The organism is Aurantimonas litoralis (genome assembly GCF_026153195.1).
Lineage (GTDB): Bacteria > Pseudomonadota > Alphaproteobacteria > Rhizobiales > Rhizobiaceae > Aurantimonas > Aurantimonas coralicida.
In genome coordinates, this window is record NZ_JAPFBM010000002.1 from 157,288 (window position 1) to 183,316 (window position 26,029).

Genomic DNA, 26,029 nt, shown 5'->3' on the forward strand with positions numbered 1-26,029 from the left:
TCAGAAGGTCGAGGCGAAGGCGACGAGCTGGCAGAGCACCACGACGATCGTCAGCACCAGCCGCAACCGGCCGAACCAGTCGGGCAGTGTGCGATGGCGCGCCGCCAGCACGTCCCAGACTCCGACCAGCACGAAGGCAATGGCGAAGCCGGCGAACATCCACGGCGTCGGGACGAACAGCAACGCCCAGCCGACCAGCGACGCCAGCACGGACAGGACGAGGATGTGGCGCTGGCCCTCATCGCGCCACAGCGCCGCGCCCCAGCGAATGCCGCCGAGAAAGGCGAGGATCGTCGCCGAATAGCCCGACAGCGCGAGGACCAGCTGCGGATAGGCGATGAAGGCGCGGCCCGCATAGGCAAGCGCGGCGGTCATCGCCACGAAGGGGATCAGCCCCGCCAGGCCGAGGATCCACGCGGTCTTGTGGGTGATGTCCGTTGCCGCCAGCGCCGCGTTGGGGGTCGGCGCGTCGCCGTGTCGATCGAGATCCGTCATGCCGATCCAACTAGGTCAGGAAGGGAAAAGCGTAAAGCGCTGGCCGGGTGTCAGTCCCGCTTGAACACGACGCGGCCGAACCAGCCCATGAAGATCGCCAGCGCGACGGCGAACAGCCCGTAGAGAAACGCATAATTGCGGGCGAAATCGTCGACCACCGCCTCGAAGCCGGTCTTGATGACCAGCAGCGGCTCGCTGCTCTGGCGGATGAAGACGCCATTGCGAAACAAAAAGGCACGGACCGTGTGGTTGCCCACGGGCAGATCGGCCGGCAATTGCAGATCGGCGCGGAACAGCGTGGCGCTGACGAACTCGACACTGCCGATCGTCTGGTTGTAGAGGCCGCGCTCGCGCCGGATCCGGCGCAGCGCGGTCGCATATTCGTCGCGGTTGGGCACCAGCGCCGGAGCATCGTCGGTCGGCGCCGAGATCACCAGGCTTTCCGGCTCCGGGAACACGTGCGAGCGCCCGCCCTCGCTGGTGCTCAGCCGCAGATCGTCGATGCCCATGGAGAGGCTGACCCGGAAGCTCTCGCGGGTGATGTCGCTGAGCGGGCGCGTCGAGGCCAGTGCGTAGGAGGCCGGGGCGATGTCGAAGGTCTCCGATCCGCGATTGATCCACAGGCCGAGCGTGCGTTCCTTCTTGCGCACCACCACCGGCTGGCGCGGGCCGACCAGCGAGACGACGATGTCGTAGCGCTGCTGGCGCAGGATGCGGGCATCGGCATTGTCGAGCGCGCCGAAGATGACCAACCGGGTGCCGGAAAAGTCGGAGGTGATGCCGATGCGGTCGGTGGAGAGCCCGATCTCGAAGGTTTCCAGCGCCTGCCCCGCCACGGGACCGGGCACGGCCGCCATCAGGGCGCATGCCGCGACGAGGCCGGTCAAGCGTTGCCCCGCAAACCGGCGGCAGCGATCGAGAAGTGAGGAGACGGCCGCCCTCATCCGATCTCTCCGCTCGGCATGCTGGTGGAATAGGGCTCGGTCGGCGTCGAGACCAGTTCGAAGCCGAGCCGCAGGGCGACCGCCAGGACGAGCAGCGCCAGCAATGCCCGCAACTGGTCGCCGCGCAATTTGCGGCCGGCCTCGGCCCCGAACTGCGCGCCGATCACGCCGCCGAGCATCAGGAAGAAGGCCAGCACCACGTCGATCGTGTGATTGGTCGAGGCCTGCAGCACGGTGGTCACGGCCGCGGTGAAGATGATCTGGAAAAGGGACGTGCCGATGACGACGTTGGTCGGCACCCGCAGGAGATAGATCAGCGCGGGCACCATGATGAAGCCGCCGCCGACCCCCATGATGCCGGCGAGCGTCCCGATCAGGAAGCCGATGCCCAGCACCGGAATGACCGAGACGAACAGCTTGGAGCGCTGGAAGCGCATCTTCAGCGGCAGGCCGTGGATCCAGTTGTGCTTGCCGGAGCGGCGGATTTCGCCCGACCCGCCGCTCGAACGGCGGAGCGACTGGATGCTCTCGACCAGCATCAGCCCGCCGACACCGCCCAGGAACACCACGTAGAGAAGCGACACGACCAGATCGAGCTGTCCGATCCGCCTGAGCAGCGTGAACAGGGCGACGCCCGCCGCGGAGCCCGCCGTGCCGCCGATCAGCAGCACTGTCCCGAGCTTCAGGTCGACCGTGCCGCGCTTGTAGTGGGCGAGCGCCCCGGAGAAGGACGACGCGATCACCTGGTTGGCGCCGGTGGCCACGGCCACGGCCGGGGGGATGTTGTAGAAGATCAGCAGCGGGGTGATCAGAAAGCCGCCCCCGACCCCGAACAGGCCCGACAGGAATCCCACGGCGGCGCCCATCCCGAACAGGACGACCAGATTGACCGAAAGTTCCGCGATCGGGAGATAGAGGTTCACGTGCGGTCCGGCTCAAGGGGTTGATGGAGCCAAGGAAAAGGGGGCCGAACCGTCTTGGCCCGAACCCCCTTGCCTGTCAAATCCGCGATGCCGCCGAAGCGCCCCGCAGCATGGCGTCTCAGCCGTCCTTGCGCGCCAGCAGGGCCCGGATCAGCGTCTCGTCGATGCTGCCGTCCGCGGTCAGCCCGGCTTCCTTCTGGAAGGCCTTGATGGCGGCCGTGGTCTGCTGGCCGACGACGCCGTCCGGCTCCCCCGGCTCGTAGCCGAGCTTGATCAGGATTGCCTGGATGTTGCGGATCGCCCGCTTCATGTCGATGGACGAGGTCTGCATCGGTGCGGTGCTGTCGGCCCAGTCGGCCGGAACGTCCACGGTGTTCACCGCCTCGTCGCGCGGCTTCGGCGTGAAGCCCGCCACCTTCTCCTCCGCCGACTTCAGCCGTTCCGGCGTCAGCGACTTGGCAACCTCGTCGCGCTTGCGACCGGCATCCTCGTCGCCGGCCGTGGCGACGATCGAGAACCATTTGAAGGATTCCGTCAGGTCCTGATCGACGCCGGCCCCGCGGGCATAGAGAATGCCGAGATTGTACTGGCTGTCGGTCATGCCGTATTCGGCGGCCTTCTCGAACCACTGCGCCGCCAGCTTCGGCTCCGACTTACCGTCGACGCCGGTGGCGAACAGCACCGCCAGATTGTGCATGGCGCGCACGTTGCCCTGCTCGGCGGCCTTCAGATACCAGTCCCGCGCCGCGATCGTGTCGCGCTCGACCCCGTTGCCCTTCTCGTAGAGCGTGCCGAGGCTGTACTGGGCCGGCGCGAAGCCGCGCTCAGCGGAGCTGGCGAACCATTCCGCCGCGACTGCCGGCTTGGGCTCCGAGTCCCGTCCTTCCATCAGCCTCAGGCCGATCTCGAAGATTGCCTTGGGGTCGCCGGCTTCGGCCGCATCGGTCAGCGCCTCGTTGCCGATACCGTCCGGGATCGGCGGAACCGGACCGACCGAGCTCATGGCCGCAGCGGCCCCGGCATTGGCGACGTCGGCACCGCTGGTGGGGGTGAAGCCGGCAGCGCTTGGTGCGCCCGACAGGGAACGGCTGATCAGCGTGTCGGCGGCCTTGGCCGGCGTCGCCGTCGCAACCTCGTCGTCGATCGCACGCGGTCCGGCTTGTGTCGGCGACAGCGCCGCGGGCGACATCAGGGCATCGCTGCCGGCCTCGGCGGTGCGCGTGTCGTCCGACGCAGCGGTCGCGGGTGCCGTGCCATCGGTCCGGTCGGCAGTCGCCGGCGCGACGGCCTCCGGGGTGCTGTCCGCGACGAGCGGTGTCGTGGTCGCCTGTTCGGCGAGAATCTCGGGCTGACTGGTGTCGGCGACCAGTTCGTCGCCGTCGGAAGGCGCGTTCAGCGCCTGGCCGAGCGGCAGCGCCATCAGTGCCAGGAGCACCGCGCCGATCGCCATCAGGATCGGCTTGCGCCGGCGCGCGATGAAATCGGTGACGCCTCCGCCACGCTCGTCGCTGTCGTCGCCGGCCTCACCGGAGCGCAGGCCCTCGGCTTCGGAGGCGGCGGCCATGGCGGCGCGCCGTGCGGCGGCGATGAAGTCGGCGCGGCCGCCCTCGTCCGCCTCGCCGGTCTGGCCAGCCTGCTGGGCCCGCACCCGCTGCAGCAGCGCGGCTATGTCCGGCGTGCCGGAGCCGATGGCGAGCGGCCGGTTGGCCTCGTCGGATTCGAAGATGTCGGCAGCGTCCAGTGACGGCGCCTCGACCGGCGGCACCGGGCTCGACGACACGTCATGGTTCCCCGGGAACTCGGCGACCATGACCTCCGGGTCGTCCGTCTGCCGTGCCGCGTCGGCACGTCCGGTGACGGCATCGGCGTCGACCGCCGCCTTGCCGGCGCCGAGCTTGCGGCCGAGAAGTCCGCGCAGGCCACGCGGCGCCTGCGGTTCGGCGGCAGCGGCGACCTTCGGCTCGGCCTGGACGAAGCGTGCCTCGCCGGCAGCGGCGCCTGCGCCGTCCTCGCCGCGATCCCTGCGCTGCATCTCGTTGTCGATGGTGTCGATCCGCTCGACCAGCCGGATCAGCGTCGCATGGACCGTCTTGTAGAATTCCTGCGACTGCTCGCCGGTCTGGCGGGACATGGCTTCCAGCGAACGCAGGTCCTCGGAGAGCTGCGCCACATGCTGGCCCTGGCGCAGATCGCCGGATTCCATCATCTGCCGGATCGCCTCGTCGGCGGCGGCCCGGGCGGAAACGACGATGGCGTCGCGGTTCTCGTCCAGCCGGCGCTCGATGTCGGCCAGACGCTCGTCGAGTTCCGGATCGATCATCGCGCCGGACATGCTGCCCTCGCCGATCTGGTCCGACAGGCGGGCGATCTGGGCGCCCAGCGAACGCACCATGTCGTCATTGACGCGCGAGGCGGAGGTGGTCTCGATCTGCTCGGCCAGCGTCTGCAGCCGGTTCTCGATGGCGACTGCTTCGAGGGACGAGCCCTCGCTGGCATTGAGGAGATGTTCCAGCCGCGTCGAGAAGCGCTCGATCCGTTCGGCGAGATCGGCGGCGGCGGTCCCGTCGGCCAGCGATTCGATCCGGTCGGACAATTCGCCGATGCGACCGGACAGCACCTGGGTATCGCCCTCTTCGGCGAGATGGTCGACGCGGGCGGTCAGGCTCTGCAGCCGGGCCTCGATCCGCTCGACCGGGCTCATGTCGATCGCCGGCGCGCGGCTTGCCGCCACGACGATGGCGCGGGAGATCTCGTCGAGACGCTCCTCGAGCTGGGCGAAATGGTCGAGTTCGAATTCGTCCTGCTGCTGCTTGGCGATCGCCTCGATGCCGACGGCGAGCGCGTGCACCCGCTGCTCCAGCGGGGCGATGGCCAGCGTCTCGGGCAGCTTGGCAAGCGCGGCCTCGAGCTGCTCCATGCGGCCCGACATCGCCTCGATCTTGCCTTCGATCTCGCGCGAGGCGAACTTGTCCTCGAGCGCGTCCCAGCGCTCCTCGACGGCCCGCATCGACTTTTCGGAGGCCAGCGTCTCCAGCTTGCCGCGCAGACCGTTGATCTCGGTCTTGAGCATGTCGGAAATGCCGCCCTCGGCAAACTCCTGGAACACCGCCGTGTGGCGGGCCTCGAACTCGTCCAGCCGGCGCTCGACCGACTTGACGTGATCCTCGCTGGCCAGCGACCCGAGCGAGACGCGGATGCGCTCCAGCTCGTCCTTGAGGTCGCGGCGGGCCCGGGTGTCCTCTTCGGCCCGGTCGCTGAATTCGGTGCCGACCGCATCCCAGCGCCGGCCGAGATCCTTCACGGTCTCCTCGCGGGCCATCTCGCCGACGAGCGAGCGCATGGCTTCCAGTTCCTTGCGCAGCGACTGCACGGCTTCGCGATCGGCGCCGCCATCGGCCATCCGCGACAGCCCGTCATCGACCCGGGCGATCTCGGCGTCGATCGTCTCGGCGCTGGCGCGGTCGGCGATCATGGTGCGCAGGTCGTCGAAGGCGTGCCGCATGTCGTCAAATCGCGACTTCAGGCTGCGGTCCATGTCGTCGCGCAGTTCGGTGCGCAGGCGCTCGAGGTCGCGGGAGATGTCGGAGCCCGGTGTCGCATCGCGGGCCTGGCGACGGGGAGCCGGCGCGGCCGCCGCCGCACCGTCACGCACGTCGCCATTTTCGCGGTCGAGCATCTGCTGGCGCATGACGATCTGCGACACAGCTTCGGAGAGTGTCGGCCGGTTCGGCCGCTGGCCGTCGGCGGACTTGGCGACGGATTTCAGGCGGGTTGCGGTCCGCGGAGCGGCCGCGGGCTCCGCCGCGACGTCGGCGACAGGTCGCGGCGGCGCCTTGGCGGAACTCATCTGGGTCAAACGGAGTTCTAGTTCTTCCAGGGTACGGCTGAGCGTATCGAGGGACGAATCGTCGCGGGGCGATCCACCTTGCGCCAATTTCGACTTCTTCTCGGCCATATCACATTCCCGATCGGCTTGAGCCTCGCTGGGCCGGCTCCGGTGCCTGCTGGTGTCTGGAGCAAATTCGTCCAACAGGGTTAATTGCGGGTTAACCCCATTACCGCTTTGTTAGTGAATAACACCGGAAGCCGACCCGAGGCTGGACCGTCAATTGACGCTACGTCTTGTAACAGCCTCAATTCACGCGTTATTCGCCGCACAATGGCCTATGTAGCCGAAACAGGATGAGTCGCCGGCCCTCGGGTACGAGCCGTTCAAACGAATGCGCAGTTACGGAATTCAAGACATGACCAATCTGAAGCTCGCCGAACGCGAAGACGACACGACGTCGATCGACATCGGCTTTCTGCTCAACCTCGACGATCAGGCGGCGACCGATAAGGAGTTGTTCAAGATCGGCGACCTGTCGAAGGAATTCGGCGTCACCCTGCGCACCCTCCGCTTCTACGAGGATCGCGGTCTTCTGGCGCCCGAGCGCCGCGGCACCACGCGCCTCTACAGCCGTCACGACCGGACCCGGCTGCGGCTGATCCTGCTCGCCAAGACGCTGGGCTTCTCGCTGACCGAAGCCAAGCAGATGATCGAGATCTATCATCAGCCCAACGGCAAGCGGAAACAGCTCGAGGTCGTGCTGGAGCGCTTCGAGGAGCAGCAGGAGATCCTGCAGGACCAGAAGCGCGAGATCGAGGATTCGATCCACGCCATGGACGTCTCGATCAACTACGTCCGTGCCCGGCTGAGCGAAGTCACCGACTGATTGTCCGGCGGGCGCGTCTGACGATGCGCCCGCCACTTCCCGGCCCGGTCAGGCCGCCGCCGCGCTTCGCGCCGCCGTATCCGCCCTGACCCCGGCTTCGCGCACGCCGCGCGTCCCCTTCTCCCTCTCCATATCCACCCTGCGACATCGATGTGTCATCCGCCCATGCGACATCATGGGGGTCCATCCATGCCGATCGGCCGTTGACGTTTACGTCAAAGTTAGCGATAAGCTGCCGACGCTCGAGACGGAGGAATCGCATGCCGACCTACCAGGCCCCCACCGAAGACACGCTGTTCGTCCTGAACGACCTGCTCGGCTTCGACCGCTACAACAATCTTCCCGGTTTCGCGGACGCGTCGCCCGACGTCGTCGAAGCGATCCTCGGCGAGGCCGGCCGCGTCGCCAGCGAAGTGCTGCAGCCGCTGAACCGGGTCGGCGACCTCGAGGGCTGCACCCGCGCCGCCGACGGTTCGGTGACGACGCCCCAGGGCTTCAAGGCCGCCTACGACACCTTCCGCGAAGGCGGCTGGGGCAGCCTGCCCTTCGATCCCGAATATGGCGGCCAGGGCCTGCCGCACACGCTCGCCACCGCCGTGTCGGAGTACATGTCCTCGGCCAACATGGCCTTCGCCATGTATCCGGGCCTGACCGCCGGCGCGATCGCCGCGATCTCGGTTCACGGCTCGAACGAGCAGAAGCAGACCTACCTGCCGAAGATGATCGAGGGCTCGTGGACCGGCACCATGAACCTGACGGAGCCGCATTGCGGCACCGATCTCGGCCTCTTGCGCACCAAGGCGGTGCCGCAGGATGACGGCAGCTACCGCATCTCCGGCCAGAAGATCTTCATCTCCGCCGGCGAACACGACATGGCCGACAACATCGTCCATCTGGTCCTCGCCCGCATCGAGGGCGCGCCGGAGGGCGTGAAAGGCATCTCGCTCTTCATCGTGCCGAAATTCGTCCTCGACGCCGACGGCAATCCGGGCGCGCGCAACGGCGTCGTCTGCGGCTCGCTCGAAGAGAAGATGGGCATCCACGGCAACGCCACCTGCGTCATGAACTACGACGACGCGACCGGCTACCTCATCGGCGAGGCCGACAAGGGCCTGCGCGCCATGTTCACGATGATGAACGAGGCGCGGCTCGGCGTCGGCGTCCAGGGCCTGGCGATTTCGGAAGTCGCCTACCAGAACGCCGTCACCTATGCCCGCGAACGCATCCAGGGCCGCTCGCTCTCCGGCGCAAAGGCACCGGAGAAGAAGGCCGACCCGATCATCGTCCATCCGGACATCCGCCGCATCCTGATGACCATCCGGTCGATCAACGAGGCCGGCCGGGCGCTGGTCCTGTGGACCGCGCTGAAGGGCGACCTGTCGCATCGCGCCGAGGAAGAGAAGGAGCGCCAGGCCGCCGACGACTGGATGGGCCTGATGACCCCGGTCATCAAGGGTGTCCTGACCGACAAGGGCTTCGACAACGCGGTGATGGCCCAGCAGGTCTATGGCGGCCACGGCTATATCGGCGAATGGGGCATGGAGCAGTTCGTTCGCGACGCCCGCATCGCCCAGATCTACGAGGGCGCCAACGGCATCCAGGCGCTCGACCTCGTCGGCCGCAAGCTCGGCCTCAACGGTGGCCGGGCGGTGCAGTCCTTCTTCGCCGAGGTCGGCCAGTTCTGCGAGGAGAACCGCGCCAACGAGGCGATGGCGCCCTTCACCAAGGCGCTGAAGAAGGGCCTGAACGACCTGCAGCAGGCCACCATGTGGCTGATGCAGAACGCCATGGCCAAGCCCGACAATGCCGGCGCCGCCTCGACCGACTACATGCACCTCTTCGGCCTCGTCGCCATGGGTTACATGTGGGGCCGCATGGCCAAGGTCGCCCAGGAGAAGATCGCCGCCGGCGCCAATGGTCGTTCGGAGTTCATGGAGAAGAAGCTCCTGACCGCGCGCTTCTACATGGAGCGGGTGATGCCGGAGAGCGCCGCCCATCTGGCGCGCATCTCCACCGGCGCCGATTCCATGATGGCGATGGACGCCGACGCCTTCTAGGCGGCGACCGCCCGGGAGGGCGTCCGGCAGCGGCGGCCATTGCCTTGGCGCTGCCGGGTGGCCATGTCGGAGGCGACCGGACACTGCACCCGTCGCGCCTTCGCGACGGGCCGTCCCGGCCACAAACGGCCGGGTCCATGAGGAATTCATCGCGGCATACGGCGCGCCGCCCGCAGGCGGCCTGGGCGCGCGGAACACGGAGGAACATCAATGACCGAAGCCTATATCTACGATCACGTCCGCACGCCCCGCGGCCGCGGCAAGAAGGACGGCGCGCTGCATGAGGTGCCTGCCGTGCGCCTCGGCGCCAAGGTTCTGGAAGCTCTGCGCGACCGCAATGGCATCGACACCCGCACCGTCGACGACATCATCTTCGGCTGCGTCGATCCGGTCGGCGAGGCCGGCTCGGTGATCCCGCGCGCCAGTGCCTTCGAGGCCGGCTACGACTTTGCTGCCCCCGGCATGCAGATCTCGCGCTTCTGCGCCTCCGGTCTCGACGCGGTGAATCTCGGCGCCGCCAAGATCGCCCAGGGCGCCGAGGACATCGTCATCGCCGGCGGCGTGGAATCCATGTCGCGGGTCGGCATGGGCATGTCCGGCGGTGCCTGGATCATGGATCCGTCCGTGGGCATCCCGTCCTATTTCATGCCGCAGGGCGTCTCGGCCGATCTGATCGCCACCAAATACGGCTTCTCGCGCGACGACGTCGACGCCTATGCCGTCGAGAGCCAGAAGCGCGCCGGCAAGGCGTGGGAGGACGGCCGCTTCGCCAAGTCCGTCGTTCCGGTCAAGGACCAGAACGGCCTGACCATCCTCGACCGTGACGAGCACATGCGCCCGTCCACCGACATGCAGTCGCTCGGCAGCCTCAACGCCTCCTTCGCCATGCATGGCGAGATGGGCGGCTACGACGCCGTCGGCATCCAGGCCCATCCCGAGATCGAGGCGGTCAACCACGTCCATCACGCCGGCAATTCCTCCGGCATCGTCGATGGCGCCGGCGCCGTCCTGCTCGGCTCCAAGGCCGGCGGCGAGGCCCTCGGCGTCAAGCCGCGCGCCCGCATCAAGGCCTTTGCCAATATCGGCTCCGATCCGGCGCTGATGCTGACCGGCCCGGTCGACGTGACGGAAAAGCTCCTGAAGCGCGCCGGCATGACCATCGGCGACATCGACCTGTTCGAGCTGAACGAGGCCTTCGCTGCCGTCGTCCTGCGCTACATGCAGGCCTTCGACATCGACCACGACAAGATCAACGTGAATGGCGGCGCCATCGCCATGGGCCATCCGCTCGGCGCCACCGGCGCGATGATCTTCGGCACGGTGCTCGACGAGCTCGAGCGTCAGGGCAAGCAGACCGCGCTGGTCACCCTGTGCATCGGTGCCGGCATGGGCACCGCCACGATCATCGAGCGGGTCTGAGGCGACATGCTGCCGGGGCTGGGGTCAGGCGACGTGCTGGACACCGATCTCATGCGGATGCACCGCGAGCGCCGGCAGCGTCTCGAAGGCCGGCTTGGCGAAGTAGTAGCCCTGGAACAGGGTAACGCCCGCCGCCTTCAGCGCCGCGAACTCCGCCGCCGTCTCGACGCCCTCGGCCAGCACCGTGATGTCGAGCTCGCGGGCGACGAAGAGGGTCGCGGCGAGGATCGCCTGGCGGGCGCGGCTGGTGTCGATGCCGCGCACGAGATGCATGTCGATCTTGATCAGGTCGGGCTGGAAGTCTGCGAGGAGGCCCAGTCCGGCATAGCCGGCGCCGAAATCGTCGAGGGCCGTGATGAAGCCCATCTTGCGGTACTCGGCGATGATGTTCTGCAGATGCGCGACATCGGTCATCTGCTCGCTCTCGGTGAACTCGAACATGATCGAGGTCAGCGGGAAGCTGCTCTTGCGGGCGGCCGCAAGGGTCGCGCGCAGGCAGGCGGACGGCTCGTAGACGGCGTTGGGCAGGAAGTTGATCGACAGATGCGGCAGTTCCCCGGTGGGGAACAGCTGCGACGCCAGCGAGATCGCCTTCACCCGGCAGGCCTGGTCGAAGCGGTATTTCTGGTCGGCCGAGACCTGCGACAGGATGCTGTAGGCGCCCTCCCCGTTGAGGCCCCGCACCAGGGCCTCGTAGCCCCAGACCCGCTCCGACGCGATGTCGAGGATGGGCTGGAAGGCCATGGAGAACTGGAAGTCCAGCGGGCGGGAAGTCTGGCAGCCGGGGCAGGCGGTTTCGGACATGGGCAGCAACTCGTCGGTGCGTATGAAGGCCCGCATTGTAAGGGTCGAGTGGTTTAACAACCCTGAAAGTTTCACACCCCTGCCGGTGGCAACGCCTTGGCGGGACATGGAAAATGATAGACGGCAAGCGTCCGATCTGGGAGCGAATTGATGAACAGCGAGAACTTCACCATCGAGATCGACGGCGACGGCCTGGCCCTCGTCACCTGGGACATGCCCGGTCGCTCGATGAACGTCTTCACCCAGGAGGTCATGGGTGAGTTCGACGCCATGGTCGACGAGATGGTCGCCGACGCGGCGGTCAAGGGCGTCGTCATCACCTCCGGCAAGACCGGCTCCTTCACCGGCGGCGCCGACCTGAAGATGTTGTCCGGCATGTTCGAGAGCTTCGAGGCGAAGAAGCGCGACAACCCCGACGAGGCGATCCGCGAGCTCTTCGACGGTGCCGGCCGCATGTCCTGGATCTGGCGCAAGCTGGAAACCTGCGGCAAGCCCTTCGTCGCCGCCATCAACGGCACCTGCATGGGCGGCGGCTTCGAGCTGGCGCTGGCCTGCCACGGCCGTGTCGCCGCCACCAGCGCCAAGATGGGCCTGCCCGAGGTCAAGGTCGGCATCTTCCCCGGCGCCGGCGGCACCCAGCGCGTACCGCGCCTGACCGACACCCAGAGCGCGCTGCAGATGCTGCTCAAGGGCTCCACCCTGACCGCCGACAAGGCCAAGGGCATGAAGCTGATCGACGCGGTCGTGTCGCAGGACGAGCTCGTCGCCACGGCCAAGGAGATGCTGAAGTCGGGCCTCTCGGCGGTGAAGCCGTGGGACCAGAAGGGCTTCAAGCTGCCCTCCGGCCCGGTCTACTCGCCGCAGGGTGCGCAGGTCTGGCCGGCAGTCGCCTCGCTCTACCGCAAGGAGACCAACGACAATTATCCCGGTGCCCGCGCCATCGTGAAATGCGTCTATGAGGGCCTTCTCGTCCCCATGGACACCGCGCTGACCATCGAGCAGCGCTACTTCACCGAGGTCCTGCAGACGACCGAGGCGGCGATGATGATCCGCTCGCTCTTCGTCTCCATGCAGGAGCTCAACAAGGGCGCGCGCCGGCCGAAGAACGTGCCGGCCAGCGATCTGAAGACGGTCGGCATCGTCGGCGCCGGCTTCATGGGCGCCGGCATCGCCTATGTCGCGGCCCAGGGCGGCCTCGACGTCGTCCTCATCGACCGCGACCAGGAGGCCGCCGACAAGGGCAAGGCGCATTCGCGCAAGCTGATGGAAGGCCTCGTCTCCAAGGGCCGCGCCACCAAGGAACAGGCCGAGGCCGTGCTGGCGAAGATCACCGCCACGCCGGACTACGACGCCCTGAAGAATGCCGACCTCGTCGTCGAGGCGGTCTTCGAGGACCGCGACGTGAAGGCCGAGGTGACGAAGAAGGTCGCCGCCGTCCTGCGCAAGGACGCGATCTACGCCTCCAACACCTCCACCATCCCGATCACCAGCCTGGCCGAGGCCTTCGAGGACCAGGAGCGCTTCATCGGCATCCATTTCTTCTCGCCGGTCGACCGGATGATGCTGACCGAGGTGATCCTCGGCGAGAAGACCGGCGACAAGGCCCTGGCCGTCGCGCTGGACTTCGTGCGGGCGATCAGGAAGACGCCGATCGTCGTCAACGACACCCGCGGCTTCTTCGCCAATCGCTGCGTGCTCCGCTACATGTCGGAAGCCTACGACATGCTGGTCGAGGGCGTGCCGCCGGCGATGATCGAGAATGCCGCCAAGTTCGCCGGCATGCCGGTCGGCCCGCTCGCCCTCAACGACGAGACCGCGGTCGATCTGTCGCTGAAGATCATGAAGGCGACCATGCGCGACATGGGCGAGGATTCGGTTGATCCGCGCCACTTCAAGCTGGTCGAGCAGATGAACGGCGATGGCCGGCTCGGCCGCAAGGCGGGCAAGGGCTTCTACAACTATCCGGCCAAGCCCGCCAAGAAGTCGCTGTGGCCCGGCCTGAAGGACATGTTCGAGCAGCAGCCGGCCGACCAGATCGACTTCGAGGAGCTCAAGCAACGCTTCCTCGCCACCATGGCGCTGGAAGCGGCGCGCACCATGGAGGAAGGCGTCGTCGTCGACCCGCGCGAGGCCGATGTCGGCTCGATCCTCGGCTTCGGCTACGCGCCCTATACCGGCGGCACGATCAGCTACATCGACGGCATGGGCACCAAGGCCTTCGTCGCGCTCTGCGAGAAACTGGCCGCCAAGCATGGCGAGCGCTTCGAGCCGACGCCGCTGCTGCGCGAGATGGCCAAGACCGGCGAAACCTTCTACGGGCGCTTCCCGCCGGAAGGTTCGAAGGCCGAAGCCGCTTGATCCGGCTTCCTGCAAGGCCAGCCAGACATGGGGGAGGACCGGAACCGGTTCTCCCCCTTTTTCTTGCCCGCAAACGGCGAATGCTTTTCATTCAGTGACGAAACGGTTTGCAACGCCGAACGGCCATAATTTAAAGCTTTAAGACAAGACGAGGGACGTTCGCACCGACGCGCCAGCCATGGCGCGCGGAAATTTGCGGCAGGCGCGCCCCGGAGCTGCCATCGGCGCCCGGCGCGGCACGCGGCCGACGAGGAGAAGCAGGATGACGAGGGGGCCGCGCAATCGACATCGGCCGAGCGAGGAGGCGATCCGCAGACGCCTCGTCGAGCGTCGTTCGGATTACGATCGCCGGCAGGCCGATACCGGCTGGGTCGACCGTCTGGTCCAGGGCAGGCAGCCGAGCGGACGGCTGCCGAACCGCGGCCGCCCGCCCGGTTTCTTCACCCGCCTGCGGCGGCGGCCCATCACCGCCTATATCCTGGCGACGATCGCCTCGGTGGCCATCGTCGCCGCGCTGACGCCGACGCTCCTGCGCACGAGCACTCCGGCTGGCAACGCCCCGCAGGTCGCACAGTCGACGCCCGCGGCATCCGACGACGCGGCCATCGCCCGGCGCATGGCCGATGCCATGGCGCCGGTGGCCGAACGGGTCGCCTCGGCAGAGACCGGCAGTCGCCTGCGCCCCGCCATCGCCGCGATGCCCGAAACCGTCGCCCGCCCCCCGGCCATGAGCGAGGCGGCCGTGGCCGCGGCACTCAATCTGCGCCTGCCGCCGGATGCGGCCCAACTTATCGCAGCCGTCGAGAATCCCGATTATCTGAGCACGACCGGCAGCGTCGGCCCGATCATTGCCGACGCCGACAGCATCGAGCCGCCACGCCCCGGCGCGATCGATCTGGACACCGTCGCGCCGCTCGGGCCGATCGTGCCGCAGGTCCCGACCGCGCAGACGCCGCCGTCGACCGATTCCGCCCCCCTCACCGTCGAGGAAGCCCTGCGCGGCACCGCCCCCGCGGTCCCTGTCGACAGCGCCCCCGCGCAGGAAGAGCTCGCGGCCGCACAGCCTGAGGACGGCCCGGGCGGCATCGTCACGGCCAGCGTCAACATGCGGGCCAAGCCCGAGAACAACGCGACTATCGTCGCCGTCCTGGAAAAGGGCATGGCGGTCACCGTCATCGCCTGCACCTCCTGGTGCGAGGTCTCGGCGAATGGCCAGCGCGGCTTCGTCTTCCGCGATTTCGTCGACCAGCGCGGCTGATAGGCCAGCCCATGCCCGGTCACGGGCATGGCGACCGCCCGCGATGCTGTCCCGGCCTCAGCAGATGGTGACGTTGACGGCGAGCCCGCCCATTGCGGTTTCCTTGTACTTCTCGCTCATGTCGTTACCGGTCTGGCGCATCGTCTCGATAACATTGTCCAGCGAGACGAAATGCGTGCCGTCGCCCTTCAGGGCGAGGCGCGCAGCGTTGATCGCCTTCACCGCCCCCATCGTGTTGCGCTCGATGCAGGGGATCTGCACGAGCCCGCCGATCGGGTCGCAGGTCAGGCCGAGATTGTGCTCCATGGCGATCTCGGCGGCGTTCTCCACCTGCCGCGGCGTCCCGCCCAGGACCGCGCAAAGACCGGCCGCCGCCATCGAGCAGGCAACGCCCACCTCGCCCTGGCAGCCCATCTCGGCCGCCGAGATCGAGGCGTTCTGCTTGTAGAGCGCGCCGATCGCGGCGGATGTCGCCATGAAGGTGACGACGCCGTCGTCCGTCGCGCCGTGCACGAAGCGCTCGTAATAGGCCAGCACCGCCGGGATGACGCCGGCTGCCCCGTTGGTCGGCGCGGTGACGACCCGGCCGCCGGCGGCGTTCTCCTCGTTCACGGCCAGCGCGTAGAGATTGACCCAGTCGAGCGTCGTCAGCGGATCGCGCAGTGCCTTTTCCGGCTTCCGCAGAAGCTCGTTGTGAAGCTGCTTGGCCCGCCGCCGCACCTTCAGCCCGCCCGGCAGGATGCCGTCCATCCGGCAGCCGCGCTCGATGGAATCGAGCATGGCATCGCGAATGCCCAGAATGCCGTCGCGGATCTCGGCCCGCGAGCGCCAGGTCTCCTCGTTGGCGAGCACCGCCTCGCCGATCGACAGGCCATGCGCCTCGCACAGCGCCAGAAGCTCGTCGCCGGAGCTGAATTCATAGGGCGCGCGGGCATTGGTCAGCACCGGCGTCTCCCCGGCAGCGTCTTCCGCCGACATCACGAAGCCGCCGCCGATGGAGTAATAGTCCGCCCGGTCGATCTCCCGGTCCGCCGCGTCGAAGGCGGTGAAGCGTATGCCGTTGGAATGGTGCGGCAGCCGCTCGCGCTTCAGGAAGATCAGTTCCTCGCCGTCGCGAAACGGCACGCGCTGGCCGCGGTCGAGCTGCAACTCGCCCTTGTCGCGGATATAGGCGAACAGGTCCTCGGCATCGTCGGGATCGAGCGTGTCGGGCTGCAGGCCGGCCAGGCCGAGCATCACCGCCTTGTCGGTGCCGTGGCCGGTGCCGGTGAGCGCCAGCGAACCATAGAGATGCACGACGACCCGCGCCGTCTCGCCCTTCAGGCCGCGATCGTCGAGCCGGTCGAGAAAGCGGCGCGCTGCCCACATCGGCCCCACCGTGTGGGACGACGACGGCCCGATCCCGATCTTGAACAGCTCGAACAGGCTGATGGACATGCGGCCTCCCCCTCAACCTCGCAAAAAGAGACTGCTTTGGCCGGCCATGCAAGCCGTCAGGCGGGATGCTTGTGCTTGCGCCGGAACAGGCCGCGCTTCTCCGCCGTGGGGGCGGGATCGCGCCGCGAACTCTTGCCCAGCGTGTCGGCAACCCGGGCGCCGCGTTCGCCGATCGGCCTGGGCGGGTCGTTCACCGTGTCGTGCGCCGTCTGGTGCTCCATCTCGGCGTTGATCTCGGCGCCGATGATGAAGATCAGCGAGGAAATCCACACCCACATCATGAAGCCGATGACGGCGCCGAGCGAGCCGTACATGGCGTTGTAATTGGCGAAGTTCTGCAGGTACCAGGAGAAGCCGAGCGAGGCGAGCAGCCAGACGACGGCGGCCAGGAGCGCGCCGGAGACCACCCATTTCCAGCGGGCCCGCCGGCGGCTGGGGCCATACCGATAGATCATCGCGATGGCGACGACGATCAGCCCGAAGACCACCGGCCAGCGCATCGCCGCGATCATGATTTCCGAAAAGCTCTGCAGGCCGAAGACCGCCATGACCACCGGAACGACGCCGACGGTGACGATCAGCACGATGCCGATGAAGATGGCGCCGAGGGTGAAGCAGAAGGCGACGAGGTTCAGCTTGAAGAAGCTGCGCTGCTCGCGCTCGCCATAGGCGACGTTCATCGCCTCGAACAGGGTCTTGATGCCGTTATTGGCGCTCCACAGCGCAAACAGCAGGCCGCTGACGAAGCCCAGCGACAGCGACGAGGAATCCTGGGTCACCAGCCGCGCCAGCTGCGATTCCAGGAGCTCGGTGCCGGCCGTCGGCAGGAACTGGCCGATGAAGGCGATATGCTCGCCGATCGAGACCGGGTCGGCGACGAAGCCATAAAGCGAGACGAAGACGGCGAAGGCCGGAAACAGCGCCAGCAGCAGGTAGAAGGTCGCGCCGGCGGCGATCAGCATGACGCGATCGTCGAAGAACGAGGCGTAGATGCGCAGGCAGATGTCCTTCCACCCCTTCCACGGGATCGACATCGGTCCGCCGGCGCTGCGGCCGCGCCCCGGCTCGCTGGCCCGGCGCCGGGTTTCCTCGCTGGTATGCGCCGCGAACTTCAGATCCATGCCGTCATTCCGTTCCTGCCATCGCATGCCGCCGCAATACGCCGCGCGTCGGCAGCCCCGTCCATAAGGCTGGAAGAGCATATGGCACCAACCATGGCCGCTGCCCAGCGGCGCACTACTGCGCAAAGGCAGGCCTGGCCGCCACCGAAGAATTTGACGCTACGATATGGACAGCGGCACGATGGCGCTTTAAGACCGGTCAGAGGTATTTATTCCTCTGACGCAGACCGGGCTTCGCACACGATGTTTTCCCATGACCGGATATGGCTGGCGATCGACGCCCTGGCGACCCGTCACCGGATGTCGCCCTCCGGCCTTGCCCGGCGCGCCGGTCTCGATCCGACGACCTTCAACAAGTCCAAGCGCAATGCCAGCGATGGGCGCCCGCGCTGGCCCTCGACCGAATCCATCGCCAAGGTCATCGCCGCGACCGACACCAGCATCGAGGAATTCGCGGCGCTGATGCGCGGCGAAACGCCGGGCGGTCCCCGCTCGCCCAGCCCCGCCATGAGCGTGCCGTTGCTCGGCTTTGCCGAGGCCGGCGGTGGCGGCTTCTTCGACGATTCCGGATTTCCGGCTGGCCAGGGCTGGGACGAGATCGCCCTGCCCTCGACCGGCGACGAGACGGTCTATGCCCTCGAGGTATCGGGCCAGTCGATGATGCCGCTCTACCGCGATGGCGACATTCTCATCGTCTCGCCGGCTGCCGCCGTCCGGCGCGGCGACCGGGTCGTGGTGCGCACCCGCGAAGGCGAGGTGATGGCCAAGATCCTGCAGCGTCAGACCAGCCGCACCATCGAGCTGGCCTCCACCAATCCGGATTTCCCCGACCGCCAGTTCCAGATGGACGAGGTGGAATGGATGGCGCGCATCCTGTGGGCCAGCCAGTGATCCTGCGGCGGCGTCCCGGCGGCGGGACGAGCCGGCCCTGCGCGGTATCGGCGGCCGTCGGCGCGTGATCCGCACGCTGCTCGTCGCCCTCGGCCTTGCGGCGCTGGCCGCTCTCCTCTTCTCGCTGTTGCCGTCCCCCGACGAACTGGAGGAGCCGGCCCGTATTGTCCGGCCGGTGGGGGAGCAATCGGCCGAGCCGGCAGCGCCCTCCGCCCCCGGAGCGCCCGAGCCGGCACGCACCCCGAGCGACGACGGCCTTGCGCCCCGCCTCGGCCGGAACGTCACGCCCGACGGCATCACCAGCGGGCCGGCGACGGACGGCCCGCTCCGCCGCCTGCCGCCGCGCGCGCCCGACCCGTCGCCGCAGCAGGCTGCCGAGCCCGAAAACGCCGAAACCCGGCAGATCCTGTTGCCCCGCCCGATCGCGCGCGACACCGCCCACCTGACGATCGGTCGTGGCACGATCGCCCTGCCCGGCATGGCGTCGCTCCCGTTGGAACGCAGTTGCGGTGAGGGCGCGAATGCCTGGCCCTGCGGCATGCGGGCGCGCACCGAGCTGCGCAATTACCTGCGCTCGCGCTCGATCCGCTGCGAGGTCCCGGAGGATTTCGGCGACCGCGACGAGACGGTCACCAGCGCCTGCACGCTGCGCGGCGACGATGTCGGGGCATGGATCGTGCGCAATGGCTGGGCCGAGGCGGCGCCCGACGGCCCCTATCAGGACGCCGAGGCCGAAGCCCGGCGCGAGAAGCGCGGCATCTGGCGATAGACGGCGGCGAACACCCGCCACCGGTCTGTTCGCGTGGGGACGGGGCCGGGCGTCAGGCGCCCGAAGCCAGCCGGCCTTCCAGTGCGTCGCGGATCAGGACGCGGGTTTCGGAAAGACCGTAAAGCGCGGCGAAGGAGCCGAAACGCGGACCTTTTTCCTGTCCGATCAGGATCTGGTAGAGCGCCTGGAACCACTCGCCGGAGACGCCCGGCCCGCCCTGCGGCCCCGACTTCTTGTGGTCCTGATACCGCTCGATCGGCCGGGCGACGTCCAGAAGCGCGTTCTGGATCGCCTCGCCATCTGCATCGGCCGGCAGCGCCGCAAATGCGGCATCGAGCGATACCAGCGCCTCGCGCTCGACCGCGTCCGGGGCCCGGAACGTCTTCGCCGGCCTCACGAAATCCTCGTAATAGCGCAGCGCATAGCCGACGAGCTGGTCGAGTTCGGGATCGGTCTCGGCGGTCACCCCCGGCGCGTAGCGGGTGATGAAGCCCCACAGGGTCGACGCATTCGACGCGTTGGAGGCCGAGACGAGATTGATCAGCATGGCGAAGGGCACCGGCACGCCCTTGGCCGGCGGCGTTCCGTTGTGGATGTGCCAGACCGGGTTCTGCAACTGCTGGCGCAGTTCCTGGCGCTGATAGGCGGAGACGAACTGGTAGTAGTCGTCCACCGCCTTCGGGATGACGTCGAAGAACAGCCGCTTGGCGGCGCGCGGCTTGCCGAACATGTAGAAGGCCAGGCTCTGCGGCGAGGCATAGGACAGCCATTCGTCGATGGTCAGTCCGTTGCCCTTCGACTTCGAAATCTTCTGCCCGCTCTGGTCGAGGAAGAGTTCGTAATTGAACCCCTCCGGCGGGGCCGAGCCCAGCGCCCGGCAGATCTTCGACGACAGGGTGACGGAATCGATCAGGTCCTTGCCGGCCATCTCGTAGTCGACGCCCAGCGCCGCCCAGCGCATGGCCCAGTCGGCCTTCCACTGGCACTTCACCGCGCCGCCGGTCACCGTGGTCTCGATCCGCTCGCCGGTCTCCGGATCGAGATAGGCGATCATGCCGCGCTCGACGTCGCGTTCGACCGTCGGCACCTGCAGAACGATGCCGGTGCGCGGATGGATCGGCAGGAAGGGCGAATAGGTCGCCTGCCGCTCCGCGCCGAGCGTCGGCAGGATGATCGCCCGCACCTCGTCATAGGCGGCGAGCATCTTCAGGAGCGTCGCGTCGAAGCGGCCGGAGGCGTAGTAATCGGTTGCCGAGGCGAATTCGTAGTCGAAGCCGAACCGGTCGAGGAAGGCGCGCAGCCGCGCATTGTTGTGGGCGGCAAAGCTCGGATAATCGTCTGAGAACGGGTCGGGCACCCGCGACAGCGGCTTGCCGATATGGGTCGCCAGCATCTCGCGGTTCGGAACGTTGTCCGGCACCTTGCGCAGGCCGTCCATGTCGTCGGAGAAGCACAGGAGCCGCGTCGGCACGGCGCCGTCGGTCAAGACCGTGAAGGCGTGGCGGACCATCGAGGTCCGCGCGACCTCGCCGAAGGTGCCGATATGCGGCAGCCCCGACGGGCCGTAGCCGGTCTGGAACAGGACTTCCGCAGGCATGCCGCTCTTCTCGAAGCGCTTCAGGAGCTTGCGCGCTTCCTCGAAGGGCCAGGCATTCGACGCCATGGCTTCGGTCCGCAAGAGATCGACGTCGACGGTGTCCGGCTGCGGGCTCGGCATGAAGGCATTCCTCGAAAATCCGGGTCCCGGGCGTCCGCGCGCACTGCGAAGGGGACGCGCAGATTGCCGGGGGACCATCAGGTGCCGCCCGGTCTAGAAAGAAGCCGGCGGCGCGTCAACAAAAGCCGCCCGCGCCGAATGACGGCTTGTTGCAGCCGCCCCGGGTGCATAGCTTGCCGAGGGTAACCCTGAAGCAAGGAAGGCAGACAATGTCGGATCTCGGACCGCGCGAAGCCCTGGTTCATCTCATGGTGTCGATGGCAGCGGCGGATGGCGCGATCAGCGACCACGAGCTGAGGGAACTGCAGGCCATCCTCGACACGCTGCCGGTCTTCGAAGGTTTCGATCGGGGCCGGCTCAACGGCATTTCCGAGCGCTGCAGCCATATTCTCGAACAGGAAGACGGGCTGCAGACGATCATCGACAACCTGATGTCGGCGCTGCCGCAAAAGCTGTACGAAACGGCCTATGCGCTGGCGATCGAGGTTGCCGCCTCCGACGTCCACGCCAGCCAGCCGGAACTGCGCTTCCTGGAAATGCTGCGCGACGCCTTCGAGCTCGACCGGCTGACCGCGGGCGCGATCGAGCATTCCGCCCGGGTGCGCTACCGGCGCCTCTAGCGCCGCGCCGTCAGAAGGCGCTGACCGGGAAGTAGCGCAGCAGCAATTCGGAAAACCGCTTGCTCTCGACAAGCTGGCCGATCGCATAGTCGAAGGCCCGGGCGAGTTCCTCGTCCTTCGGCGCCACGGCGATCGACAGTCCTTCGCCGAGGAACCGGTCCGACAGGAACGGCCCGCCGGAGAACCCGCAGCAATCCTCGGCGGCGTTGCTCTCCAGCCAGAAGGACAGGCCGACGCCGTCGCCGAAATAGGCGGCGACCTCGCCCTTGCGCAAAGCGGCCAGTCCGTCGTCGCGGGTCGGATACAGTCGTCGGTCGATCTGCGGAAAGAAGCTGCGCAGCATGGCCGCATGGGCACTGCCCTCGGCAACTCCCACCGGCTTGCCGGCCAGCGTGTCGGCGACCGGCTCCTTCACCGGCGCCTCCTTGGTGGTCACGAAGCGTGCCGGATACCGGAAATAGGGTTCGGTGAAGGCGAGGTCGCGCCGGGTGTCAGGGGTCATCGACAGGCCGGCTACGATCGCCTCGCCGTCGCCGCGCTGCAGTGCCGGCACCAGGTCGCGAAACGCCATCGCCTCGATCTGGCAGCGCGGCAGGATATCCAGCTCCTCGCATATCGCCCGGACGAGATCGACATTGAACCCCGCCAGCCGGCCCCGCCGGTCGAGGAAGTTGAACGGCGGGTAGTTGGTCGTCGTCAGGAAGCGGATGCGCGTGCGCGCGCCGAGATCGGGCTTGGTCATGCGCTGGCGCTGATCGAAGAAATTCGGCGTCGCCACCTGGGCCTTCACGGTTGCAGCGCCGGTCACCGCATCCCCGAGGAATCCAGCGGCAGACACGAGTATTCCAACCAGCAACAACCCTGACGCGAAACATACCCGCATAGATTTCTTTCCCTTGCGTCATCACTCGCGCACGATGCAACCGGGTGCCGGCCGGCGCCCCGGCACTTCATCCTGGAGCGGGTCGTTTGCGTGCGTGACGATCAGACCGATCCTCGAACGGCTTATGCGGCGGGACCTTATGGCCCGCAACCGGCCATACGCAAGAATGCCCGCTTCACGCGTCCGAAACCGCACGATGCTCCGTCGCAACCGCCGGGCGGGTCCCGCTTCGCCGGTGGCGTCACCGACCGCGTGGTCGCCCGGCTGGGCCTGACCGCGGAAGCCCTCGGACGCGCCCGCCGCACGGCAGCCGACAACCAGACCGACCTCGCCGCCGAACTGATTGCCGGCCGGCACGTGACCGCCGATCGCCTGACACGCCTGATGGCGGAGGCGCTGGATCTGCCCCACGAGCCCATCGGCCCGGACGAACGGATCATCGGCCTTCGCGATCTCCAGCCTGCCGGGTCTCCGCGCCTTCTGAAGACTTGCGGCGCGGATCTGGAAACCAAGCTGTTCCTGCGCCCGCGCCTCGAAGATCTCGACCGGGTCGCCGCGCTGCTCGCCCTGCAGCCGGACGTCCGGCGCAAGGCGCGCTTGACCACCGAAGCCGACATCGGCGCGGCCCTGGCGTCCCGCAGCGCCGCGCGACGCATCGAGGATGCCACGCTCAGCCTCGCCCGGAGCGCGCCGCGCCACTCGGCCCGGACCGTCGTCGAGGCCGGCCAGGCGGCATTGCTGGCCTTCGCCGCCTGCGCCGTTCTCGCCGCCTTCGCCATGGCCCCGTCCGCAACGGCCGCGGTCCTGCACCCGCTGTTCGGCATCGCCTTTGCCGCCTGTCTCGCCATCCGCATCGTCGCGGCGCTGCCGGCCCCTCCCGCGCCCGAGCCGGGCGAAGATGTCGAAATGGGCCCCCTGCCCGTCTATTCGGTCCTCGTCGCGCTGTATCAGGAGACGGGGGTGATCGAGCGCCTCGTCGCGTCCCTGTCGCGCCTCGACTGGCCGACCAGCCGCATCGAGATCAAGCTGGTCTGCGAGGCCGACGATCCGGCGACCATCGCCGAGGCGCGCCGCGCCACCGCCGGACTGCCGCAGTTCGAGATCGTCGCCGTGCCGCCCGGCGAGCCGCGCACCAAGCCGAAGGCGCTGAACTTCGTCCTGCCGCTCTGCCGGGGCGAATTCGTCGCGCTCTACGACGCCGAGGACGAGCCGGACCCCGGCCAGTTGCGCGAGGCGTTCCACCGATTCCGCAGCGGCCCCGGTGACCTTGCCTGCCTGCAGGCGCCGCTCGTCGTGCGCAACGGCCAGCAGAACTGGCTGGCCGGCCTCTTCGCGCTGGAATATGCGGCGCTGTTCCGGCGGCTGCTGCCGTGGCTTGCGCGCCATCGCCTGCCGATGCCGCTGGGCGGCACCTCGAACCATTTCCGCCGCCATTGCCTGACCGCGGTGGGCGGCTGGGATTCCCACAATGTCACCGAGGACGCCGATCTCGGCATGCGGCTGTATCGCGAAGGCTGGACGATCGGCACGCTGACACGGCCGACGCTGGAGGATGCCCCCGAACGCTGGCCGGTCTGGTATCGCCAGCGCACACGCTGGACGAAGGGCTGGCTGCAGACCTGGCTGGTCCACATGCGCCAGCCGCGCAGGCTGTGGCGCGAACTCGGCCCGGTCAGCTTCGCGGTGTTCCAGATGCTGTTCGTCGGCATGCTGGCCTCGGCGCTGATCCAGCCGGTGTTTCTCGTGCTGGTGCTGTCGACGCTGGTGTCGGCGCTGAACCACGGCCTGCCCGGCGGCATCGCCGGCCTGATCTTCGCGCTCGACCTGTTCAACGCGACCGGCGGCTTCATCGCCTTCGTCGCGCTGTCACTCCCAGCGCTGCAGCCGGAGGAGCGCGCTACCCTGCCGAAATATTACGCCCTCGTTCATCTCTACTGGCTGCTGATCGCGCTCGCGTCGCTGCGCGCGGTGGTCCAGCTCGCGCGCGATCCCCACCGCTGGGAGAAGACCCATCACGATATCCGCGCCCGGGCGGACCTGTACGACCAACGCTACCGCACCGAACCGCATTTCAGCGCCAGCTAGGCATCTCTGTCCCGGAGTGTGAAAGGCCCCGTGGCGGGCCCCTCCCAACGCAAGACGGGCGGCCATGCCGACCGCCCGTCATTTGAAAGTCGCCTGCGCCGACCCGGCGGTCGCACCGCCGGATGGCGTCAGTGCCCCTTGAGGCCATCCCGCAGGCGCTGGGCCTGGATGGCCGCGCGAGCATACTGCTCCCAGGCGGAGCGGACAGCCATCAGATTGACGTTCATTGCCTCGGCAAGGCTTTCGAGTTCATCGAGCTTGGCCGCGCTCTTGGTGAACTTTCCGGCCAAATCGCCGCTCACGTCGCCCTTGCGCGCGCTTTCGATCATCCCGGCGAGACTGCGGCCGTGTTCCTCGATCTCCGGCAGGATCCGCGTCAGCGCCTGGTTCAGGCGGAGCCGTTCGGCTTCCGCCGTCTCGAGCTGGGGGCGCAGCTGCTCCATCAGCCGCGCCGCGTTGCGGCATTCGCGGCCGTGGCGATCGAGATCATGGCCGAGCCCGGTGAAACCACCCTCGATGCGGCGCGGCAACCGCGGCACCGGTTCGTCCATGATCAGCGGCGGTCCCGACAGCACATTCGACGCCGCACTCGGCTTGTCGCTGCGATCGGCAAAGTCTCTCGACAGTTCCTCGGTGAGAAAGTCGCTCATATCTGGGGTGGTATCCTTGGCTGCCGTCATCGTGGACATGCTATTCTCCCGCAATGCCGCTGAATTGCTTGTTGATGATTAAATATGCACGGCTGCGAGTGGTCGGCCACCATTTTGTTAACGGATGGTTAAGACTTGCAGGCGCTTAGCCCTCGAAGATGACGCAACGACCTCTCGGGGACGCCCTGCGACATTCCCCGTTATCCCCACTTGTCCACCGGAAACTGCAGGCCGCCCCGCAGTCATCCGGCGATTCCCCATGCTAGGCTCGCGCCATGAAGGACAGACGCGATTCCCGTTCCGTGCCGGTCACGGCAGCGCCGCTGACAGCGGCGACGATCGACCACCTCGAAGCCTGCGCGAGCGGGCTTTGGGAGCATGCGCGGGATTTCGACCGCTGGGGCCTGGCGCTCGACGCCGAGGCGACCCGCAGCCAGGCGATCGCCTGCCGCGTCGAGGCGATCATCGCCCGCGCCACGGCCGGAGCGACGGATCATCTGCAGGCGTCCTAACCCGGCTGGCCGAGGCCGCGATCGTCTCGCCTGAGACTGTTTACGACGAATCCAGTTTATCCGGTCTTCGCCGCGCAATGCGCAGCGGAGCGAGGGGCGCAGGCGAGTCGCGTCCGTGTCACCGTGTTTCCCGCACCCGCGCCCGTACCCACGATCGGCACCGCACCAACACCGCGCGGCTCCGCGGCTTATAGCCTGCTCTACCCCACGTTGCTCTTCAGCACCTTCCCGCGGCCCCAACCAAGCGTACCAACGACCCGGCATGGTCGGGCCGTCTGAACGTCACTGGCGGAACATAGGCAGTGCCAGGCCCCGGTCAGACGCACAGTGTCGCGCGCACCGGTCAGCCCTCTCCATCTCCCGCTGCGCAC

Annotated in this window: 20 protein-coding genes; 10 read left to right on the plus strand and 10 right to left on the minus strand. The window is 67.8% G+C overall.

All coding sequences use genetic code 11. From position 1 onward, the window contains the following. The 4 genes from N7I30_RS05655 to N7I30_RS05670 form a co-directional block, all read right to left on the minus strand. Complete coding sequence (locus N7I30_RS05655) at window positions 1–495, minus strand: DUF3429 domain-containing protein (protein WP_498637336.1); 495 nt, start codon at window positions 493–495, stop codon at window positions 1–3. A gap of 50 nt (window positions 496–545) precedes the next feature. Then, window positions 546–1,352 (minus strand): TIGR02186 family protein, encoded by an 807-nt coding sequence (locus N7I30_RS05660; RefSeq protein ID WP_498637338.1) that lies wholly within the window; start codon window positions 1,350–1,352, stop codon window positions 546–548. An 83-nt stretch (window positions 1,353–1,435) separates the two neighbouring features. Further along, window positions 1,436–2,362, minus strand: coding sequence for a sulfite exporter TauE/SafE family protein (locus N7I30_RS05665; RefSeq protein WP_024349096.1), 927 nt, complete (start codon window positions 2,360–2,362; stop codon window positions 1,436–1,438). A gap of 118 nt (window positions 2,363–2,480) precedes the next feature. Next, window positions 2,481–6,209, minus strand: coding sequence for a peptidoglycan-binding protein (locus N7I30_RS05670; RefSeq protein WP_498637826.1), 3,729 nt, complete (start codon window positions 6,207–6,209; stop codon window positions 2,481–2,483). A 397-nt stretch (window positions 6,210–6,606) separates the two neighbouring features. Here N7I30_RS05670 and N7I30_RS05675 point away from each other — a divergent pair, with 397 nt between their 5' ends. The 3 genes from N7I30_RS05675 (at window position 6,607) to N7I30_RS05685 (ending at window position 10,553) form a co-directional block, all read left to right on the plus strand. Beyond that, window positions 6,607–7,077 (plus strand): MerR family transcriptional regulator, encoded by a 471-nt coding sequence (locus N7I30_RS05675; protein WP_040325166.1) that lies wholly within the window; start codon window positions 6,607–6,609, stop codon window positions 7,075–7,077. Between the two features lie 260 nt (window positions 7,078–7,337). Beyond that, on the plus strand, window positions 7,338–9,134 hold the full coding sequence (locus N7I30_RS05680) for an acyl-CoA dehydrogenase C-terminal domain-containing protein (RefSeq protein WP_498637341.1): 1,797 nt from the start codon (window positions 7,338–7,340) through the stop codon (window positions 9,132–9,134). 210 nt (window positions 9,135–9,344) lie between these two features. Then, a complete protein-coding gene (locus tag N7I30_RS05685; protein WP_491390492.1) occupies window positions 9,345–10,553 on the plus strand; it encodes an acetyl-CoA C-acetyltransferase in 1,209 nt (402 codons plus the stop codon). Between the two features lie 24 nt (window positions 10,554–10,577). Here N7I30_RS05685 and N7I30_RS05690 read toward each other — a convergent pair whose 3' ends face one another. Continuing rightward, a complete protein-coding gene (locus tag N7I30_RS05690) occupies window positions 10,578–11,357 on the minus strand; it encodes an EAL domain-containing protein (RefSeq protein ID WP_498637343.1) in 780 nt (259 codons plus the stop codon). A gap of 150 nt (window positions 11,358–11,507) precedes the next feature. On the opposite strand from N7I30_RS05690, the gene N7I30_RS05695 reads away from it, so the two are divergent. Then, a complete protein-coding gene (locus N7I30_RS05695) occupies window positions 11,508–13,715 on the plus strand; it encodes an FAD-dependent oxidoreductase (protein WP_498637345.1) in 2,208 nt (735 codons plus the stop codon). A 262-nt stretch (window positions 13,716–13,977) separates the two neighbouring features. Then, entirely contained in the window at window positions 13,978–14,973 is a 996-nt protein-coding gene (locus tag N7I30_RS05700) for an SH3 domain-containing protein (protein ID WP_498637348.1), read from the plus strand. A 57-nt stretch (window positions 14,974–15,030) separates the two neighbouring features. Here the strand turns inward: N7I30_RS05700 and N7I30_RS05705 are convergent, their stop codons facing one another. Together N7I30_RS05705 and N7I30_RS05710 are read right to left on the minus strand one after the other, a co-directional pair. After that, window positions 15,031–16,410 (minus strand): L-serine ammonia-lyase, encoded by a 1,380-nt coding sequence (locus N7I30_RS05705; RefSeq protein WP_498637349.1) that lies wholly within the window; start codon window positions 16,408–16,410, stop codon window positions 15,031–15,033. A 56-nt stretch (window positions 16,411–16,466) separates the two neighbouring features. Further along, window positions 16,467–17,531 carry a YihY/virulence factor BrkB family protein gene (locus N7I30_RS05710; RefSeq protein WP_498637351.1) on the minus strand — a complete coding sequence of 355 codons (1,065 nt, stop codon included), beginning with the start codon at window positions 17,529–17,531 and terminating at the stop codon, window positions 16,467–16,469. A gap of 243 nt (window positions 17,532–17,774) precedes the next feature. On the opposite strand from N7I30_RS05710, the gene N7I30_RS05715 reads away from it, so the two are divergent. Both N7I30_RS05715 and N7I30_RS05720 read left to right on the plus strand, forming a co-directional pair. Then, window positions 17,775–18,422, plus strand: a complete 648-nt coding sequence (locus N7I30_RS05715) for a LexA family transcriptional regulator (RefSeq protein ID WP_024349106.1) — start codon at window positions 17,775–17,777, stop codon at window positions 18,420–18,422. Window positions 18,423–18,486: 64 nt separating this feature from the next. Then, on the plus strand, window positions 18,487–19,191 hold the full coding sequence (locus tag N7I30_RS05720; protein WP_498637354.1) for a thermonuclease family protein: 705 nt from the start codon (window positions 18,487–18,489) through the stop codon (window positions 19,189–19,191). Between the two features lie 52 nt (window positions 19,192–19,243). Here N7I30_RS05720 and N7I30_RS05725 read toward each other — a convergent pair whose 3' ends face one another. Beyond that, window positions 19,244–20,908, minus strand: coding sequence for a lysine--tRNA ligase (locus tag N7I30_RS05725; RefSeq protein WP_498637356.1), 1,665 nt, complete (start codon window positions 20,906–20,908; stop codon window positions 19,244–19,246). Between the two features lie 209 nt (window positions 20,909–21,117). On the opposite strand from N7I30_RS05725, the gene N7I30_RS05730 reads away from it, so the two are divergent. Beyond that, entirely contained in the window at window positions 21,118–21,528 is a 411-nt protein-coding gene (locus N7I30_RS05730; RefSeq protein WP_024349109.1) for a tellurite resistance TerB family protein, read from the plus strand. A gap of 10 nt (window positions 21,529–21,538) precedes the next feature. Here the strand turns inward: N7I30_RS05730 and N7I30_RS05735 are convergent, their stop codons facing one another. Further along, entirely contained in the window at window positions 21,539–22,366 is an 828-nt protein-coding gene (locus N7I30_RS05735) for a transporter substrate-binding domain-containing protein (protein WP_498637358.1), read from the minus strand. Between the two features lie 297 nt (window positions 22,367–22,663). Between N7I30_RS05735 and N7I30_RS05740 the strand changes: the two genes are divergently transcribed. Then, complete coding sequence (locus tag N7I30_RS05740; protein WP_498637360.1) at window positions 22,664–24,496, plus strand: glycosyltransferase family 2 protein; 1,833 nt, start codon at window positions 22,664–22,666, stop codon at window positions 24,494–24,496. 128 nt (window positions 24,497–24,624) lie between these two features. Here the strand turns inward: N7I30_RS05740 and N7I30_RS05745 are convergent, their stop codons facing one another. Next, a complete protein-coding gene (locus N7I30_RS05745) occupies window positions 24,625–25,185 on the minus strand; it encodes a hypothetical protein (protein WP_228238186.1) in 561 nt (186 codons plus the stop codon). Between the two features lie 236 nt (window positions 25,186–25,421). Here N7I30_RS05745 and N7I30_RS05750 point away from each other — a divergent pair, with 236 nt between their 5' ends. Continuing rightward, window positions 25,422–25,658 (plus strand): hypothetical protein, encoded by a 237-nt coding sequence (locus N7I30_RS05750; protein WP_024349113.1) that lies wholly within the window; start codon window positions 25,422–25,424, stop codon window positions 25,656–25,658. The last annotated feature ends 371 nt before the right edge of the window (window positions 25,659–26,029 follow it).

What these genes read in the sequence shown, in the direction of transcription:
- N7I30_RS05655 (WP_498637336.1), bottom strand. Translation starts at nt 495, where the DNA reads ATGACGGATCTCGATCGACACGGCGACGCGCCGACCCCCAACGCGGCG.
- N7I30_RS05660 (WP_498637338.1), bottom strand. Translation starts at nt 1,352, where the DNA reads ATGGCGGCCGTGCCCGGTCCCGTGGCGGGGCAGGCGCTGGAAACCTTC.
- N7I30_RS05670 (WP_498637826.1), bottom strand. Translation starts at nt 6,209, where the DNA reads ATGAGTTCCGCCAAGGCGCCGCCGCGACCTGTCGCCGACGTCGCGGCG.
- N7I30_RS05675 (WP_040325166.1), top strand. Translation starts at nt 6,607, where the DNA reads ATGACCAATCTGAAGCTCGCCGAACGCGAAGACGACACGACGTCGATC.
- N7I30_RS05680 (WP_498637341.1), top strand. Translation starts at nt 7,338, where the DNA reads ATGCCGACCTACCAGGCCCCCACCGAAGACACGCTGTTCGTCCTGAAC.
- N7I30_RS05685 (WP_491390492.1), top strand. Translation starts at nt 9,345, where the DNA reads ATGACCGAAGCCTATATCTACGATCACGTCCGCACGCCCCGCGGCCGC.
- N7I30_RS05690 (WP_498637343.1), bottom strand. Translation starts at nt 11,357, where the DNA reads ATGTCCGAAACCGCCTGCCCCGGCTGCCAGACTTCCCGCCCGCTGGAC.
- N7I30_RS05695 (WP_498637345.1), top strand. Translation starts at nt 11,508, where the DNA reads ATGAACAGCGAGAACTTCACCATCGAGATCGACGGCGACGGCCTGGCC.
- N7I30_RS05700 (WP_498637348.1), top strand. Translation starts at nt 13,978, where the DNA reads ATGACGAGGGGGCCGCGCAATCGACATCGGCCGAGCGAGGAGGCGATC.
- N7I30_RS05705 (WP_498637349.1), bottom strand. Translation starts at nt 16,410, where the DNA reads ATGTCCATCAGCCTGTTCGAGCTGTTCAAGATCGGGATCGGGCCGTCG.
- N7I30_RS05710 (WP_498637351.1), bottom strand. Translation starts at nt 17,531, where the DNA reads ATGGATCTGAAGTTCGCGGCGCATACCAGCGAGGAAACCCGGCGCCGG.
- N7I30_RS05715 (WP_024349106.1), top strand. Translation starts at nt 17,775, where the DNA reads ATGTTTTCCCATGACCGGATATGGCTGGCGATCGACGCCCTGGCGACC.
- N7I30_RS05725 (WP_498637356.1), bottom strand. Translation starts at nt 20,908, where the DNA reads ATGCCGAGCCCGCAGCCGGACACCGTCGACGTCGATCTCTTGCGGACC.
- N7I30_RS05730 (WP_024349109.1), top strand. Translation starts at nt 21,118, where the DNA reads ATGTCGGATCTCGGACCGCGCGAAGCCCTGGTTCATCTCATGGTGTCG.
- N7I30_RS05745 (WP_228238186.1), bottom strand. Translation starts at nt 25,185, where the DNA reads ATGTCCACGATGACGGCAGCCAAGGATACCACCCCAGATATGAGCGAC.
- N7I30_RS05750 (WP_024349113.1), top strand. Translation starts at nt 25,422, where the DNA reads ATGAAGGACAGACGCGATTCCCGTTCCGTGCCGGTCACGGCAGCGCCG.